General features: G+C 53.1%; 1 protein-coding gene (only partly in view). It reads left to right on the top strand.

What is annotated here, in order from left to right; translation table 11 throughout:
- Positions 1 to 19,852 carry the 3' portion of a TcdA/TcdB catalytic glycosyltransferase domain-containing protein gene (locus tag P6910_RS09135; RefSeq protein WP_317145963.1) on the top strand. 8,306 nt of this gene lie to the left of the window's left edge, so the window shows 19,852 of its 28,158 coding nt (coding positions 8,307–28,158); the start codon falls outside the window, past its left edge; it ends in the stop codon at positions 19,850 to 19,852.

Raw genomic sequence — 19,852 nt, 5'->3', positions numbered from 1 at the left:
TGTGTCCCTGGTTAATAGAGAGGCTTTTGATGACAACAATCACCTGCCTGTTGTCACCGACCCTTCGGGCGGAACTTATATTCTGCTGGACATGCCAGAAAGTAACAGCCCGGCTTTTCCGGATAATCTGCGCAATATCCTGTTTATGCTTCAGTCCTCAGGTCCGCTGGGGATGCGTAATGCCCAGACGCTGATCAATACCATTGAGTCAGCCTATTCCCGACATTCAGACTTCCTGGCAGGAAAGCAGTTTGCTGAAAAAATAACCCGACTGCCGATGGCTGATATAGTCACACTGGCCAATGAAGTCATTAACATGGACACGGAGCCTAATGCTCTCCGGAATCTGATAAGAAGACTTTTGGTTCGTCTGGCAAGCAGCGCAGTGACGGCCCTGGACACTGATCACGAACCCGATCATCAGGAGAAGTTCCTGATCGCAGAATTATTCGTCCGGGCCCCCGAAGAAAGGACCTTTGTCGTCCAGCTCCAACTTTCGGGAGAATACCAACGCACGATTACTCTGAATCCTTTGATGCCCATCGACAAGAATGAATATTATGGCTTGCATTCGCGAGTCACTTTGGGGGCTCGTTCGCCACTTTCTATCTCGACCATTCAGGACAGTACCTATCGCTCTCAGCTGCGTGAGCTGACGAAACTGAATGGGCTGCCAGAAAAACCGGGGCGTGTGCTTCGTTATTTCGACAAACCTAATCAATTTATCGATACCCTTTTGGACTGGCGCAAATGGGAGATAGAGACTGGCTTTGAGGTTAAAAAGCCGAACCCGGATATTCGTCTGGAACACGACCTATTGATCGAGGACAGTAGTGTAACTGTCCAGCTATGGCAAGTAGATAAGCCGGTCATCGTCCGGGTTGGAGTGAAGGATGTACCAGAAGAGGTGTCTGACGCCCGCCTGGCCCGGGTGCTGACCCAATCCTACGGGGTGGCCGTATGCCTGCGAATACGAGCAACATTTCCAAATGCCCGCGATCTACTCGGGGCTATGGCGATATGGCAGATAGATTACCATCGTAATCCTGAGGGTGAATACGGTTTTGACAATGCTCTGAGATTGCGACAATTACCGGAAACTGGCGATCCGCTTTACCGGGTACTGATCCTTGACAGTAAGAACCATGATCTTAAGTTTGCCGAGGGTTCGGTAGATGATTTCCAGCGGGCTCTGGAGGTATTGTTTTCCAAAGGGAAACTAAGCCATTCGGTCAGAAACGTTATTAGCCACATTGCAATAAATCCGGCGACCCCTGTTGATACTTTTGTAGAAGGTCTGGTTAACGTACACACAGATTTCTGGAAAGAGATGCAGGATTCACAACTGCGGTCGGCGCTGCAGTTGCAGGCATCGGATTACCGGATGTTGAAACAACGACTAACCAGCTCCGGTTTAGCCTACAGAAGCAGGAACTGGTTATTGTCAAGTCTGGATGATATGGAAAACCCGCCTGACAAAACTCCGTACACTGGCACAATGCCTTCTCATTACGTGGACGTCTATAGCAAAGGAATAAAGGAGAACAGTCCCGGAATTATTAGCACGGTGGCACTGGGTTCCTATGACGATAAAGGCTCGGAGTCGAAGATCGCGATCTTGTTCTCTGGCCGGTTTATCAAATATGTTCTTGAAAACAGTGCTCTTGAAAACAGTGCTCTTGAAAAGAATGCTCCTTCCGAACACCTGTTTTCAGTACACAGTGAGATTATCAAAACCCTTCGATGGCTCAGGACCACCTCTGAATTCGAGGGTTTTTCCGACACGCTGGCGAAAGATCGGAGCCAGGTCTTTGGCGACCTCCAGACGCTGGTGAACCAGGGGATTATTGATGGTTCTGCCGGTACCGGCTTCGATCAGGTCAAAATACCCGACTCTGTCCGGCTATTGCTGGTTGTTACTCCTCCCGTTTCATCCGCTCCAGAAACGCCGGAGCCGGTTCTGTTTCATGATGCCGGTTGCGTCCTGAAAGTGGATCCGAGCCAGTATTTCATCAAAGGACAAATAGAGGTTGAACAATATCAGACCTTATCAGGCCTGATAGCTCGTTATGTTGTTGCATCCAGTCTGCTGAAAGGAATCAGCAGAGATTATGAAACCGTTCGCAAAAAAATGCTGCACAAATTTGGCATCAAGGAATTACCAGAGAAGAAAAACACTGTAGCTATCCCCAGAGACCGTTATACAGGGCTGATCGGCCTTGAAATAGAGAATCTCATCACACGTGTGAATACTGGAACGAAGAAAACGCTTGCATTCACTAAATCAGATCCTGATGCTATTGACACTGATTTTCCTAATATTCTCCTGTGTACTGATATCCATGAAAATCGCGCTATCATTGAAATCATTACCGGACCCAAACCTCTCTCGGCTTATCTCAGTGAATCCTCAGATTTATTTCTTGCGACCAATACGCTGGTCTCTGTTTTAGCAAAAATACCTAAAGGTGGTTTTACCGTAAGCGATTTAGTTAAGGCTTATAATGACGAGCTACTTGGCAATAACCCCAAAGGTAATTTAGAAAATTTCAGGTTAATCAGTTTTGATGAATATAAAGACAGTCAAGTTTCATTGTTGCCTGACATGATGGGGGCAGCGGTAGCGGCAGGAGCACAGTCACCACCTTATCGTATTCATGTCAATATTGGGGTCGATCTTAGTTTGATTGGGGATATAACCTCCTATATTCCCAATCTTTTTGTCTCGGATCAACATGACACATTAAGGCACGTTTTTCAGTGGAGCCAGTATAAGGCCTCTGTCATTTCAGAAAGACTGAATCTGAATTCTGACTTGCTGAAATCCATGTTTACCGTGCATTTGTACAAGCAGGCATTAGACAGTTCAACCGACGATTTTTTGAGGGGAAAAATGAGTATGTCAGGTACCCCTCTCAATAAAATCAGAGGATTATTGAGACTGGGTACCGCTGATTTTTTAATGACTGTCATCTCTGATTTGGAGGCCACCCAACTTAAGTCAGCCATCCAGAATTACAGCTGGCAGGCCTTTATTTCGTTGATGCAGGAAACGGTCAATGATCTGGCCACGGTGGGATCTGAGGCTGAAGGGCTTGGCAGGGCGTGGAAAGTCCCCAAACATCGATTGCAAGTCAGGTTAAAATTGCTGTTCACCGACCTGTTGGATCATCGTGTCGAACATGGGAAGATGATGATCCCCTCTGATCATGGCTCAGATTTTTTCGAATTACCCCAGGGCGAGAACAAAAAACCGAAGCTGGGTTACGTAGACGTCACAAGTCCACGCTCAAGACATGGTGTCACTTATTATGTCGATGAAGAGGGTCAAACCCATTTCCTCGGGACAATTGAGGTTCGAAAACTCTGGCCCAATCTCGATAAGATGGCTTTTTCCCCTCCCGGCATTTTCACGGTTTCGATAATAAAGTCCGTTCAAACCCCGGGGTTACTGGGAGCAGACCCGGAGGTTGACGGGATTTTTTTACAAAAAGCCCAATCCCTGGTCAGCCCTGAAACCGAAACTTCGCATTACCAGAGCTGGGTGAAGCAGTCTATCCTCGACCGTTTGGGTCGACTCAGCCACGCAAAGCTCGAGCATGTAACCCGCTCCTTCGTCAACCATCCGCAGGAAACACAGGACACAATCGGGCGGGAACGATTGGCCCGGCTACTGCTGACTGCCAATCTCAGGGCGATAACCGGAGGGTCGCCAGAATCAGCCTGGGACACTCTGGTGCAGTTGCAAAAAATAGTGTCCGTGGATCTTCAGCGGACAACCAGCGGGGAGCAACAGCTTCCTGTGGCAACCACTGACCGTCAGGCCCGCTGGCAACAGCTGGCAGAGCTTCATCTGCCCGCTGAACTCAATAAACTTCTGAACCTGTTTTCTGGTGATGAAGGCGAAGGTTTTATTAAACCAGTGCTTAAATCAGGAGAGGTGCTGTCCAGGTACGGAATGTCTCTGCGCCGTGTCTGTCAGGAAATAACGATTGCCCTTAACCCCCAATGGCACCCGTATCAGAGTCACCTGAATAACCATCCGCTGACCCTGACAGTGGGAATAAAAGACGCGACGCAAGATATCCCTGAAGCTACCCCCATAGGCAAGCTTTTCGCAATAGCCCTGTTAAACCATCCCGATGTGGCAGCGCTCCATCAGGCGCAAAAAGACTTGCGGGCGATCTGGGGATTGTCGTCAATCAAGACTGGCCGCAACTATGGCCTGACCAAAGAACTGACTCTGGCCATTTTTCCAGACCAGCAGGACGCCCTGTACACACAGTTTGTGGATGGCATCGGCAGCCCCGATCACAATTGGCAGTTTGCTTCCGGGTCGGTTGAGGATTTCGCCCGGGTGCTGTTCGGGTTGTCCACTCGCTATGATCAGGACAGTCTGACAGAGGCTTTTCAACGGATTCGGAACAACCACCGTCAAAACACCGGAGTACACCTGGACACCTTTGCCTCAGCACTGGTGAAGACACACAGGAGCCTGCCGGATGACCGGGCAGCGCTGACTCTGCGTCAGGCCATCGGGAGTGAGGGCTGCACTTTTCTGAAACAGAACCTGAATGAAAAGCGCGAGCCATTAATCGATGGCCTGGAGGCAATCATAGATGCCAGAAAACTTGACAACCTTTGTGATGGTCGCGATTCAAAACGCCCCTTGCGCGGTATCAAACTGAGCATGGGGATATGGTTAAAGGTGACCCCTGAATACTTCGATTATGCCGGGGCGAATTATCATTTATTACCCGATGCCATCAGGAGCTTCCTGGCAACGCCTCAGGGCAAAGATTACCTGAATAAATTCAAAGAGATTTTCAAATCTGGCCGTGATCAGTACCTGATTTTTGATGCCCCAAAAGCAAGCGATGGAAAGCAGCAAATCGTTGTTTCGTTAACACTGGCTGGCAAAGAAACGGCTGACAAGCGAGTGATTATTGATCCCGGTGCCAGTCAAAAGATCCGTTTGTCCAGCCTGATCCCAGTGTTTGTTGACCTGATTAAATCCGGCTACGACATGGGTGATAGCAGTCAGCCTGCCGTCCCGGACGATAAAGACATTGAAAAAAGGGTTCGCCTGCAAATGGGACTGGCTCCCCTGGTGCAGCTTACCAAAACAGCGACGATTAAAAAGGACGGCGCATACGGCCAGATCATTCTTGAAAGAATAACCGACGCTGTCTCCCGACCTGCCGGATCGGACAGCACAGTGCAGCAGAGCCCGACAGAGATCAATGGCTCACCTTTGACGACCCTGAAATGGCTTGGTGCCGAAGGTCAGCCGGGGTTGCAATTGGTAACAGCCCCGCTGTCCCCGGATGACCTGGACACTCACAGGCTTTCTCTGGCAGCCGATTTTTATGCGCTGGATAAAATGATCTCGACGCTGACTCATCCGGACAATGACAAAGATTACGATGAGGTCTACAGGGACTATTTTACAGACCGGTCAGGCTCTGAAGGGCAAACCATTAACCGGGCAAAAACCACCGACGGGGCAGATACCGGAATCATCCTGAGGCTGCCCTTTGAGGATCTGGACAGGCCGGTCTTTGCTGCCCTGTTTGCTGACAGTGACAGCCCTGAAGGGGAGCGGCTGCTGGCCAGCCTGAAGGCTGCCAAACAGTTCGTGACAGCTATTGCCCCGGCCTCAGGCGATTACAGGGCAATCCATGCTCAGTTAAGGTCGCTATTTACCCTGTTGTTGTACCGGCTGTCGAGGCCCCCCCCCCACGGGAAATCCCTGTTTCCGGGGATAAGACTGGCAGATTATATCCATACCTGCCTTTCCGACAATGCCGTTGCCTTACTCACTGACTACATCCACCGTGTTGGCCTGCAACAGGTCACTCAGGAACTGGAAGCGAAGCTCACTGTCCTTGCACAGCCCGGTGCCCCGGACCTGCAAGCGGGCGTCAGGATCAAAGACCTGCTGGGGATGGCTCTGGATTACCGCCTTGCCAACGAAGCCATGTTGCTGCCCGGCACGCTGCCGGATTACTACTCGCTGCCTCTGCTGGATCACAAAAAATACCGGGAACTCTGGACTGGCCAGATGTCAGAGGAGAGAAGAGCGCGACCTGTCTCCAGAAACGCCGATGGCCATTATCTTCTGGACCTGGCCCTGCCGGGTCAAAGCGGCGTGGTCAAACGCCTGTTTCTTCGAAACCCGGTGCCCTCCGATAACCTCCGGAGCCACCTCCGATTGGCGTTGAAACCGAACTGGCTGGGCAGTGATCCAGAGGTTACCCGTGCGTTTCTCGAATTGGCGATGTCCAGGGTGGGTAAAGCCGACTGGGCGCAGTTTTTGGAGTACTTCTCTTCATTGCCGGAGTTGCGGCGTTCCGCAGTGGTGGCGGCGCTGGGTCAATATCGCTTGCAGTATCCGGAGGATGATTTCAGGCAGCTGGCTCTCGCCCTTACCCGAATCCAACTTTCGGAAGTAAATCTGCAGATCAGTCAGGATGATCAGGCCGGGACTCCGCCGGCGTTTCGCATCAGGCGTCTGACATTACTCGAAGACGGAAGTCACGGCTTCAGGCTGGAGACTGACGAGGGGATAATACCTGTGCTGGCCGGCTCTCTGGAGCCGGTGACTGGAGAACCATCACTCAAGCCGTATCCGCAAGGGATGCTAATGCCCGCCAGTTCATACAGCAGCCAGTTTCCGGGGTCGTTTCTGGATACGCGCTACAACGTCAGACTGTACCGGCAAGCGATGCAGCATAGCCAGCTGCATCCCGATCGTTACCCGCATGATGTCCAGTGGCTTATTAAAACGTTCAGTGACTTTGGACCGGAAATCTATCGCCAACGACTCCAAAAGGAGGGTTCGCTTGACCTGAGTGCGGGCCGACCTCTCTACTGGCAGTTAAATCCCAATATTCCCCTGCAGGAGTCCCGGTTACAGGTCGGGGATGCCGCCGTAACGATTGAGCTTGGGATGAAGGATAACCCTTTGCTGAGGTACAGATTCTTTAACGAAGTGGTTGGCCGGTTCTACGCCATGGGTCTGGCCAAAAGTGTAGAGGCTGTTGATGCCAGGCTGTTCCAGTCTGCCTGGCCAGAGGAGGCGGAGCGACTGAGTCAACTGGGCGACACTATTGGTTTTGATTCTGTCCAGCGATGGGATTCCCTGCCTGCGGCGCGGAACCTGGATACTACCCTTCCGAGAGACAACAGCCCGGATTTACTAGAAATTAATGCTGGACCCGCCAGTCAGGAAGGCGTGAAACAGACGCTAACATGGCTGTTCGATCAGCAGCCTGCATCAATTCCATTGGGTCTTGAACAGCTCTTTAACCAGATTCGGGGGAGCCAGGATAACCCGGCTATTCAAACCTTTGCCAGGGCGTTCTATGAGTTTGACCGCAACCTGCCTGATGGTGACAGATTCCTGTTCAGGGAGGCTTTCACTCCTCAGCAGATCGAATTCCTGAAGGATGCCCTGACTCACCAGGCCCCTCACCAGCGGGAACTGATTGATTACATAGGTGCACTTAAAACAACATCCGATTCGCAGGCCCAGGTAACCGATGCAGACGGGTATGAGTCATCGACCTACTGGCTGGTTGAATCTCGCAGCGACAGCAATGGCAATAGCGACAGCGAGTCAGTGATTGTCATCGAAGACCTTGAGGCGAGTGACAACAAACGCTGCCGACGTGGGGTCGACGGGTGCGGGACTCGCCTGCTATCAGCAGGAAATCTGGCAGACCGCCCCTTTTTGGACATCGACAGTACGGATATCAGTAACACCGATACCGACAAACCTTATTACAAACTTGAGTTCCTTAACCACAATGGTGAGCTGTACCGAGTGCTCAGCCGCTCAGGCAACGATATCACTGCCACCCCCCTGGGCCAGGCTTCCCTTTATGACAGCATCCACGATAGCAAGGATTCCCCAGCTGAACGGGTGTTTTCGGACGGAACATTGTCTACCACGTCCGTGGCGGTCAGGCGTTCCGATGGTAAGGTTTATCAGCTCATTTCGGAAGCTGACAGTCACTACCGGGCAGTGAGTTTGCAATCCGGAGACAGGCTGTTAGCGTCGTACGACACTAAGGGTAAAACCCTTATTCCGGTGCTAAAAAAAAACGACTATGGACAGACAGTTTATGGCGTAAAACTGGACAACTCCGCGTCAGGTAGAAACGGGCTCTTCAAACTCAACCCGGAAGAATCGCTGAAGGATCAGTTAGCCGCCGCCCACCACTGGCTGTCAGCGGGCAGTTCTGAGCTACGGACGTTGACGGGCACGGATGACAGAATAGCCGTGATCCTTCCTGCCGACTACCGCTCCGGCCAGCCACTGGCGAACCAGGCCGAACGGCTCTTGTCAGAGCTGAGAGTCTTTATTGCCACTTCCGCAGGACAGCGTCTGGTCAAGGCCCCGGGATTTTCCGACAGCTTCATCAAACCCGCCACTATGACTGAGCTGGACAGCCAGCTACTGCCTGGTATGAAGCCCCCTGCTCCTCTCAGGCTGGTGGTCAGGCTTGGCAAACAGGCTCTCGTTGACCGGGTGATACCCTATCGCCCCGGGGGCAGCGGGGACACCAGTGGCAAAAGACTTGTGGTGCTGCAAGTTGACCCGGCGGTGCTGGCCGGACAAGGCTACTCCACCAGTAATTACCTGGGGGCACTGACCTCTATCCTGAAGGATTTATGTCGGGCAGCACTGACCAGTACTGACCAGACGAAGTCACCAGCCATTGCCATGAGCTGGTTGCAGGGAGCCAAAATCACCAGTGACCGGACGCTGCTGCAACTGGAAAACCAGCTTCGTAAGCAGTACGGCCTGCTGCCCGTGCTGGCCACAGCATCAGCCCATGCCCCTGTTCAGGCGGTCACCACGACGGGCGGAATAACGACTGTGAAAAACCGCCAGCGGGTCCGGATTGCCTATAAAGCGATTGCTGAGCCTCTGTCCGGCTTTGGTCGGCTGGTGGGGGATATGGAAACCCGTCTGCTGTTTCAGCGGGTTCAGTATTATTGCAACCAACGGGTTGACCGGTTATCCGACGCTGATCGTTCGAGACTGGGAAACCTCCGCTCACTGTTAACGCAGCTAGCCTGGAGTGGGCTGGTCAGACGGCGCATGGTGACATCGCAGCCCGCACTGCTGGCTGATCCGGCGGATGTGGTCACAGCCGTGCTCGACGACAGTGAGCTGAAAGCACTGACCGGGATCAACAACCTCGCCGGGCCGCTTGAAGAGGTGTTGACCGATGCTTTGAAAGACCGACGGGGCATCGCCTTCACAGCGGCAGAACAACGGGGATTATCGAGCTGGCTTCGCCGGGCAGAGGCAGTTCTTGTGGACGCACAGGCAGTGCGCAGGGAATGGGCCGACCCCGGACAACTTCCCCTCGTTGAGGATTCCCACGGCAATGTGCCGGTCACCGCTGGTAACCGAAAAACCCTCGCCCTGACCAGTACCGGGCGGCAACCGGTCACCCGGCTGAATGACCAGCACCTCATTGCTATTGAAAGCCAGAACGGCCCCCTTTCCGCCCCGGCTGGGGATGAGCTTAGCGGTTTGCTGGCTCTGTTGAGACAGGAGTCACCTGACAGCCCGCAGGCTGTCGTTGCCTTAAGAACTGAGCTTGGGTGGGCTCCCGCGGTTACCGACCCGAACTATTACCGGGACGCGATCAAGCGTACTCTGTTATCGCTGTCTCCGCAGCAGACCAACAACCTGGACGACACCCTTGTTGATTTGCTCAAAAAGCCATCCCTGACCGACGGTGAGTCGCTGCTGGCGGAGTATTTTTTTCACCGGCGGCTCAAGGGCCTGGAACCCACAGACCCAGCCAGATTGCGGGCAGATGCCCTGAGGGCCAATAAATGGCTTGATCTCCTGCAAACAAATCCGCCACTGCTTCCGGGACCCGGCTGGGACCCCCCGGCTTTCACCCTTAATACCGGGCTGGGCCGTCACCAGGCCCAGGTTCAGACCACGGACGGACAAAAGACGTTCACGCTGGGTCGCCGGGATGACCTGGCTTTTTCCGACCAGGGTCCCGGCTACTCCCTGACTCACAGCGAAGGCGACCGCAAGCGGGTCTTTCGCCTCCAGCTTCCTGATGGCTGGCCAGACCATCTTTTGCAGATCAGGCTGGTTGTCTATATGAAAACCTATCGCAAGATGCAAGGCGAGGGCAGTATTGGCAAACATCAATTACAGAACGACATTCAGCTCATTGCCCGGGGGATGGGTGAGTCACGTTTATTGAACCTTCTTCAGGCGCTGGTGCAACCCGTCAGGGACGCAGGCATTACCGATGCCAGCCCTTTTAAGATAAGAATCAGCCCCAAGCCTCTCTGGCCGTTGGTGGACAGCCGTATCAAGGTGAGTGAGGAAAACAGTGCCCACGCCCTGTTATTGCTGGGCACGAAGGACAGGAACAGACCGTTCATTGTCCGGGAAACCCTGGCGAACCTGATTGGTGCCAGTCTCTTGAAGGCCCTTGAGGGCGGAGATGGGTCGCTGTCAGTATTGCGCCAGCAGGTGCGGCAAGAGTTCGGGATCAACACCGGGACAGTGCCTGACGGCGAATCGCGCGCCCTGGGACTGACCCGTCAATACGCACTGACCCCGGTGGCTGGCAACCCCACAGGCCTCTATCGGCAACTGGTCAACGGCTATCATAACCTGCTGTTGGCTGAAGGTACTCAAGCCGCTTACCTCCGGGCAGCGGAGTATTTTGAGCTTCATGATAAAGCCAGGATTCAGGCAATAAAGGACAGCCTTGCTAAAGGAGAAATTAAAGTCAGTGACAGTGAGCGCACTCTTTTCAACAAAGTTGTCAATGATAAGCAATCCTCAGCGCTCCTGGTTCCAGATCCCGACAATACCATCGCCCTATATATTCCCCCACCCTCCACCTCCAGGCAGGTCAATGTGAATTACCGAGCCTTCTGGAGTGTCGGTTCTGGCCTGGAATCCCTGCTCGACGTCAGGCTGCTTGCATTAAGTCGGGCAGCGGCGGCAAATCTGCTGTCCGATGTGCCTGGCGTCACCGCCAGCTCTTACCTGAAGTCGCTGCTGGTTCATTTTATTTACCGGAAGATGGACCAGGTTCTGGGGAGTAACGGCCAGCCAGCCAGTCAGATACACCTGGGGGTGACCGATGCCGTAACGGCCATACTGCCTGACGGCGACATCGGGAAAATCAAAAAAATGAATACCCTTTGGTCCGGGCAGAAGACATCCATGGTCGTGGAATTGGAAAAAGCCTGCGCTTTTGTTGCCCGGGGGCTGGGCTGGGAGTCTTTTGACACTGGCCTGCTGGCCAATATGAATCAAGATGTGCGCACCGTATTTGAAGAGGCGGTAGAACTACGACGGCAAGTCGGAAGGCAGTTCCAGTTGCCGGTTAACCAACAGCAGGATGCCCAGTTTAAAAACCCAACGTCTGTGCAGGCTCTACCGGGCCAGCAAAGGACCATTGAAACCACCGCCAGCAGCCCCCGCCATGTCGTTATGGCAGACGGTAACAGGCGTTATCTGAAAATAACCCCGGCGGGCCCGGGCAATCCTTTCCCGCTGATGTCACCCCAGTCGCAGGATGGCCTGAAGAGGCTGTTACGGCGGCCCCTTAATCCGGGTAAAAACGCTGCAACCACGGAGGCTTACCTGTCACAGCTGGCACGCCATTATGAGACTTTGAGTGAACTGAAGGACATTGACATTACCGGCCAGCTGAATGCCGTTATTGAAAAGATGGACGCTGTCACCCGCCAGCCGTTTGCAGACAGTTTCCAGCGATACGCCCGGCAGTCAGCTATCCCGGCAGGTCTGGCCGAAACCATCGCCGGGAAGTTACTTGCAGCAGAGATCACGGCGCTGGGTTCCCTGCCTGAAAAGATCTCTATCGGGCTTTATCAGCGGCTCAACGGGCTGCTGAATCTGACCGGGAAAAGGGCGTTTTCACTGACGTCTGGCGACCTGACGATTCGGGTGCTGACCGACCCCTCAATCACTGCCGATGCCTCCTACCTGATGCCTGCCCAACGCACACTGGTGCTGGGCAATGGCGGTGCCGACAGTCCGCTGACCGCTGCGGCAGCACTGGCTTTGCTGCGAGCATGGGAAGCCCGGGCAGCGGGGGATCAGGCAAAAACATTCCTCGCCCTGCAACAGAAGCGGATCAAATTGCCAGCAGGCATGGAAAGCCTGTCGCCGGAGTCGCTGGTCAGCGAGTTCACGGTTAAGGAAGGCAAGCTGGCACTCTCCGGCCTGCTGGAACGCCTGACCAGCTTTATCGGGCTGGCGGACAGGCTGAAGCGGGAGAATTTTTCCGGAGCCCGACTTCTGGCCAGAAAGATTCGCCAGAACGTAGCCGACGGTGTTGCCGCACTCAGGCGTGATATTGATTTTGGCCAGATGGCTGACCTCGTTGATATCACCGAGCATGATTTCCGGAGGACCTTGCAGGCACTGGACAAGGCCGGTTTGCCAGCCGGTCAGGCAGCAAGGCTACCCGATGCAGACTGTGTGCTGTGCGAGGGTTCCGGACCGGTCAGGACCGCAATGTCCCTGATAGACCGGGTCAGCAGTCACCTGGATACCATTGAGGCCAGTGATCACTTCATCCATGTCAGGCAGAGTGCCGGTGACAAGGGGTTGCTGGCAGACGCCTTCATGCTGCTTGTACAGGGACGTTTTGCGGCGGTTGTCACCGAAGATATTATGGACAGTCCAGAGTTCCGCAAGAAGCTTCTTGAACTCTTACGACAGACACTGGCGCAAAGGCAGGGACTGAAACCGGAGCAAATCATTAATCGGGTGGTCACCTTGCTCAATGATTCGGGGTACAGTCCCGACGACACCCATTACGTAAAGGAACAGCTGCTTGCAAGCCCGGAATTTATGGAGAGCCTCAAGCTCCGTAAAGACCCTACGCCCGATAGCCCGGCTGACACCAGGCCAGGAGGTGAGTCGAAAAGCTTGCAAGGGAAGTTCATGCGCACACTGGATGTGCTGGACCGTAGTACAAAATTTAATACGGGCAGGATGGTTGTTGGCGCAGGGAATGCTATCGCTGGCCTTGCCCTGGCCTCGGTGACACTGAATAACCTGGAAAAATACGGCGACTCGATGCCTGCTGACGCCAGGAACACGGCTTATGCGAGTGCCAGCCTGGGCACTACTAACTCTGTCTATGGTCTTGCCATGAGCGCCAACTGGGCGCTGAGCAAAACCCTTGTCAAGACCGACAATCCGCTGGGTGCCATGGGTGCAGCGTTAAAACTGGGCCCAAAATCGTCGCGAATAGTGGCCAGGACTTTACCCGTTATAGGCGGTCTTATTTCTATTGAAGTTGGCATGCTTTCACTGGCCGCTAACACCACAAACGCCCATGCAGCAAGAAAGGCTGGCAGCCATAAACGGGCGACCATTTATGGCGCCATGGCGGCCCTGGATGTCATTACCATTGGCCTTGATGTTCTGAGTATGGCGCTGGACGTCATCTTTCCAAAGCTGGGTCTTGTTGTAGACCTGATCAGTATGCTGTTAGGTTTCGTGCAAACGGCCCTGCAGGCCATTTTGCCACCCCCCACCGCCCAGGAGGATTTCAACGCCTTATTGGAGAGCCCTAAATTCAATGGACGCCTTAATCAGCAGGCGGAACAATTTGAGAAAGCGGGCTACAGGCGGTTTATCCTCTTCGACGATGCCAGTAATTATCTTGACCAGAGCAAGTATGAGGAGAACCTCGAGACATTGAAGTTCTCCACTATGTGGTTTCTTCTGGATGATTTCGACAAAGACAAATGGCTTGCCGTTGTTGACAGGCAAAACGTAAGGCGATCCGGATCAGGGACGTACCTGTCGGACTATATAGAGGGTAGAAGAGGATACAAGAGATTTTTTGGTTTGGGTGGCAATGACACCCTGATCACTGACCTGGGAGAGCTTTATGGCGGTCCAGGCAACGACTTGCTGATTGTGAAAAAAGGCAAAGCAAGAGGGGGTCGTGGCAATGACATTATCCGGGTTGAAGAGTCAGGCGAAGGTTTCGGGGACAGTGGTGATGACGATATACGGATTGAAAAGTCAGGTAAGGGTTACGGGGACAGTGGCAATGACATTATCCGAATTGAAAAGTCAGGTACGGGCCACGGGGGCAGAGGCAATGATGTTATCTGGATTGGGCACTCAGGTAAGGCTTATGGGGGATACGGGGACGACACCCTCTACCTGTCAAAGATCGGTGGAATTGGCTATGGCGGGCCGGGAAACGATCAGATTTATTACGGCAAATCCCAGTATGGCGATGCGGGTGATGACCTGCTCATTGACAAGCTCGGCGCAATCGAACAGCACGGTGGAACAGGTAATGACCGTCTTTCGCCGGGGTTAGGCTACGCACACCTTTTTGGCGGACCGGGAAATGATACGCTTGTCCTGCCCAGGTTCTCGTTTCGTGTGTTCAGCCAGATACAAAAAGGTAAACTCACGGCTCAGTACACTATTGGTCGTAATACCTTCAGGATTGATGACCACCCATCCGGACCCATTGATGACACGCGTCGCTACTCTCATGGTTACTCTAAGCCATTACTCTGGGTTAACTTGAAAAAAAGAACCTGGGGTAACCATTTTTCTGATTATCTCGAGTTTCAGAAGTTGAAGCGCACCCATCCGGATCGCGAAGAAAAGGAAAAAGGCGAATCCTTTTTCGGTGTGTTTCGTGTAGGGCCTGGCGGTCAGTCATCGCTGACTAAGGCATTGATGGAGCAGGTTACACCTTACGCCACTCACCCAGGCGTCAGTCGAATTTCTGATATTGACGGTGAGAATTCTTACTTTTACCTCGGCAAAGTTCAGTACGGCAGCGCGGGAGAGCAAGTCCACCTCTATTTTACGCGCTCAGGCGTTTTCGTGATGAAAAGCGACCGCTCCCTGTTGTTTTTCAAAAAGGACAGCCTGCTCAAGGCCAGTAAAACTAATAAGTCCATCAAATTCTTCGCCACCCTCCTGGACTGCCTGGTAACCGGCGGCTCTGTTGATGGTATGGAGCATCTGGTGGGTTCCGAAGACGGCTCGGAAGTCTACGGGACTGAGCAGCGCGATAGCATTTATCTCAGGGGCGATGAAAATAGCAACAACATAGTGGATACGCGAGCTGGTGACGATTTTGTCTATGCCAGCAATGGCACAGACATAATAAAACTGGGGGAGGGCAATGACCGGGCGGTATTGAGCGATCAAAATGAGGTGGACGGCGGCCCCGGCACAGACACCATTTCCTACACGGTTCGAAAAAAAGAGCTCTGGCTGGATATGACCAACCGGGATCCGTCGAAGGAGGTGGTGACCGGTGTCGAGGTCATACAGGACTCCCCCCATAACGACAAGATCAAAGGAAACTCCGAGAATACGGTTTTCATGACCACCGGTGGCAGCAATACCTTGGATACCGGAGCTGGCAACGACACGGTTATCACTGACGGCGGAAAGACATCCATTTGGCTGAGAAGCGGTTTTAACTCCGTAATACTGGGCGATGGCCACCACAAGGTTCACATGGGCATTCATGCCGACTCAATCAGGGTGAGTGGCAGCAACCTTGTTAACCAACAATTTTATGTCCACAAACCTCAGGAACCTTCGACAGGAAAATGGCCCGTCCTGGTCATCCGCTGGGGACGATTTGGTGCCCGGTGCACCCGGCAGCCCACACAGCTGGCCAGCCTGACTGTCAACCCGTTCAGCGAGCGCATGGACCTGGTTTTCAGCAAACAGAAACCCGATCATACCGTCACCCTGGACTTTAACACCCCCGACATCCCGCCGGTCACAGTCAAGCAATTTAATACCCACTGGTACCGGAAGGATTTGGATACGGATACGGATCGCTGGCGGTACATAGCCGGGGATGTGATGAAACTGAAAAACACTACCCTGACCGATTTTGATTCAAGAAAAGGTGCTTGCAAGGTCACCAGGGAAGTGGACACCTATACCTTTTCCAGAGCGCAGATGCTGGGATTTTTGAATCGCTACCCCGGAAAACCTTTAGGTGAATTCCAGTGGCCTGACAAGACTGAGCTGGAGAGTCTTGCTAATGAAGGAAAAAACCTGGGTGCCGGTTTGCACCGCATTAGCAGTGAGGAAAGCAATCATCTCAGGCTGGGGATTGAGATTCGTTTCGACTCTTCCAGTTGCAGCCAGCGTAGTGGTCTTTTACGCAGGCTGACCCTGAAGCCGAACCAACAGCAGGTGCTCTTTGAAGGCTTAGCCCCCGCCCAGAAGGTGCATGCCTTGTTCAACAAGGGCAAGGAGATGATTTACTCTGTACCACCAAAGCACACACTGACTTTAAAATTGGTTAAAACCCATGCAGACGGCAGCAGACAACATCATGGCCGTCACCAGATATCAGGATCAGAACAGTACTCAAAACAATGGCACGAACTGTTCCCCGATCAGTCAATGGAGGTCGGCCTGGGCATGCTGGAGGTACGTCATACCTTTAATAGGAAAATGGAGCTCTTCAAACTGTGCGGAGCCTCCAGACTGTACAACAGCTCCATGACTATACCGGATGTCCAGCTTGACTTGTCTTCAGACTCACACTCTGGCGTTCCCATCATTATCGGTGGTCCGGGCAATGATCGGCTAACAGGCAATCCCTCCACAGATAATATATTGCTTGGCAAGGGAGGGCGCGACATTTTGCAGGATATGGGAGGCAACAACCAGTTTATTGTCGGCATGGGCGATACCACTGTTACGGCTGGCAGGGAAGGACACAATCAGCTAATACACGACAAGTTTTCTTTACTTTATGGGATCCGTCGCCTGCGGAAAGACATCAGGGTTCTCACCTTCAAGGTTGCCACAATGTATGAACTGGATGGGATGACCGTCAATGTCACGGAGGGGATCGCACAGACCCGATGGCGAAATACGGAAACAGGCAGCTGGCGTTATCACCAGACCGTATTCAGTGGGATCAGCCAGATGACCGGGTCTTCGGGAGATGATACCTACTTTGGCGGCAATGGTACGGATATTTTCAGCACCGGGGGTGGTTTGGACAAGGTGTACATGGGCGGCGGAGACGACCGGGTTATTATTAACGCCCCCTGTCAAAATGGTACCATCCTGGACGGCGGCAGCGGTGCCAATACACTGCTCTTTGATTTACACGACAGTCATCGCGTGACTATCGACCTGAAAAATAGTGTAACGGTCAGGAATTTTATCCTGGAGGACACCGGCAAGGGCAAGGTAAAATTTTCCGGTGATGATAAAGATGACATTTATGTGTCCAGAGGCTCCCTGCACAGTTTTAGTAGCATGGGAGGGGATGACTACCTTTTTCTTCTGAAGCAGCCGAAGGCCAACTATTTTAACGGTGGTCCTGGCACCGACACGATGGATTTCAGCCAGATGACCATTGAGCCGCATTTTGTCCGGCTCAATCTGTCTTTAAGAAAAAAAGCAGCGAGCCTTTCCTGTCTTGCAAGCGATTCGCAGCCCTGTCCTCCCGATAAAAACGTCAGAGGTCATGTGTCTTTTACGAACAGGTTGCCCGAATCCCGGAACATCTTCCAAACATGGCCGACAGCTATCAGTAATTTTGAGATTTTCAAGGGCCCCGATTCCGACGATATGTTCAACATTCCGGCCCTTGCCGGGATTGTCGTCGATGGCGGGGGTGGCAATGATACTTTCAGAGTTTTCTCTTCCGACGCCTGGGGCAATAGTTCAAGGGTCAATAGTTCAATCACCTCCACCATAGGAGGAGCCGGATACAACGAGCATTATGGCAGCGAGAAAGCTGACCGGATGGTGGCCAACCTGGGGCCTGACCTGCTTTCTGGCAACCTGGGCCCGGATATTTACGTTATTTATCCAGAGGCCAATGGCACCCGGATCATCGACCGGGACAACGGGAATAGCCTGATATTGCACAGAGTCCAATCCGAAAAGCTGGACTGGCGACTGACCGGGAATTATACCCATCTGGAAGTGAGCAACGACGGACATTTCTTTTTCAGCATCCATTTAGGGCACGTTCCCCAGTGTGTGCGTGGGGATGGCAGCCTGGTCACCAAGCACTTTATCAACAGCCTGGAACGGCATATCTGGCGCCTGACAACGATTGCTCCGGCCAACAACGTAAGCAGGCTGCTTAGCGGCAAAAACCTTCGAGATTACTATCACTCCAAGCTGACTGTGGATAAACGACTGGATAGCACTTATCAGCTTGGCAATCTTACCGAGCCTGTACACGGCGGGCCAGGTGATGACGAGTTCTTCGTCTCAGGTGCTGTCAAACCGGGGGTTGAGCTGTTTGGAGAGTCGGGAAATGATATTTTCCACCTCAAGAGCAGAGGTGCCAGTGTCCACCCCGGTTCCGGCAATAACCTTGTCAGTCTGGAGCTGGAGAATGCAAAAAAGAAGGGTGCGCTAAAGCTATTCTTTGCGCCTTCTTCGTTTAACCGGGTTCGTATGGGGGGGGTTAGCCTCACGGATGTGCAGGCAGCAAGCTGGCGTTCGCTGGATCTGCACAATGCTCCTGACCGCAGTGACCAGACTCGTTGCCCAGCCGGTTTATCCCGCCTGATGCCTCCTCCGGTCACCGGAGGCAGTTTTATCCTGGCAGCCTGGATCCGTCAGGGCCTGCCGCTGGGCAGGCGAACACAGTCCGGAAGCACACTGATTCATTTTGCCGGGGCTGACGGCTCAGATGTCATCAGCCTGAGCCTGAACCCCGGGAAGCTGGAGATCAGGCTAACGGAGGGTGCCAGAGTCTTTCATCGAAGGGTCAGGCCATTTTTTACCTCCCCCCGTCTGCACCTGGTCATGACAATAAATGACAGTGGTTTTCTAACCATCTACCGGAATGGCCAGATTGCTTTGGTAACCCGGGCCTTCAAGCCCACCAGGAAAATTCGGACGCTGAACTGTTATGCCGCTGACAAACTCATCATCAATCAACATCTCCCGTCGCCTGAAGGCATAAAAATGATGGCGTCCGGTGCCGACCCCCTGGTGAGAATAGGCACTTGGCAGGACCCTGACCTTATCTACATCAATGGCTGGCCAGACAGTCTGGAACTGGATGACGGCATTCTGGATAACAGGGAAATGATCGGTCAACGGCTCGAGTCGGGTTATTCACTTTCAGAGCAAACCATCCCCGGACATCAGTATTTAATCGATGAAAAAAGCGCTACTTACCGTTTCTCTGGCGATGATACAGGTAACGGCCAATGGCTTCTTGCAAACGCCTCGGGCACAGCTGACCAGCTCGAAATTAATACCCATGACTGCCAGACATTGCGCTATCAAAAGTCGGACGAGGATCTTATCCTGACTGTCCTGCCGAATAATAACCTGTTGAAAAACAGCGAAAATAGCACCAATCCGATCAATGCCACCCAGAGCCTTAGGGTGCAAAATTTTTTCAGTGAGGGAGGCGAGACCATTGAGCGCCTGATCGTCAATAACAGGGTGCTCAGCATGAGCGAGGTGCTTGCGAAAGTGGACCCCCCTCAGTCTGAGGGTGGAGGCAATGGAACTCTGTCCTTTCTGAACAGAATCGTTCGCAGGGGGCAACGGCTGTTGAATGACCTGGGCCGTCTGGTTACAGGTAAGAAAGACGACGCTGACACGGGTTCAGCCGAGCGTGAGCGACCCGAGCTGGCGAGTCTGAATGACACCGAATTGAACCGTTACCACCAGCGTCTGGTTCAGGAAATCAACACCCTGCGCGACAATCGCAGCGGCGAGAACCTGTCGTATGTGCCATCGACAAAGCAGGGAATGGTGCAAAACCTGACGACTCCGCTAAATTTAACGACGATGGGCTAG

The sequence above is a fragment of the Endozoicomonas sp. 8E genome (assembly GCF_032883915.1).
Classification (GTDB): Bacteria; Pseudomonadota; Gammaproteobacteria; order Pseudomonadales; family Endozoicomonadaceae; genus Endozoicomonas_A.
Note: the sequence above shows the minus strand (reverse complement) of the source record. Positions and strands in the feature narration are given on the sequence as shown.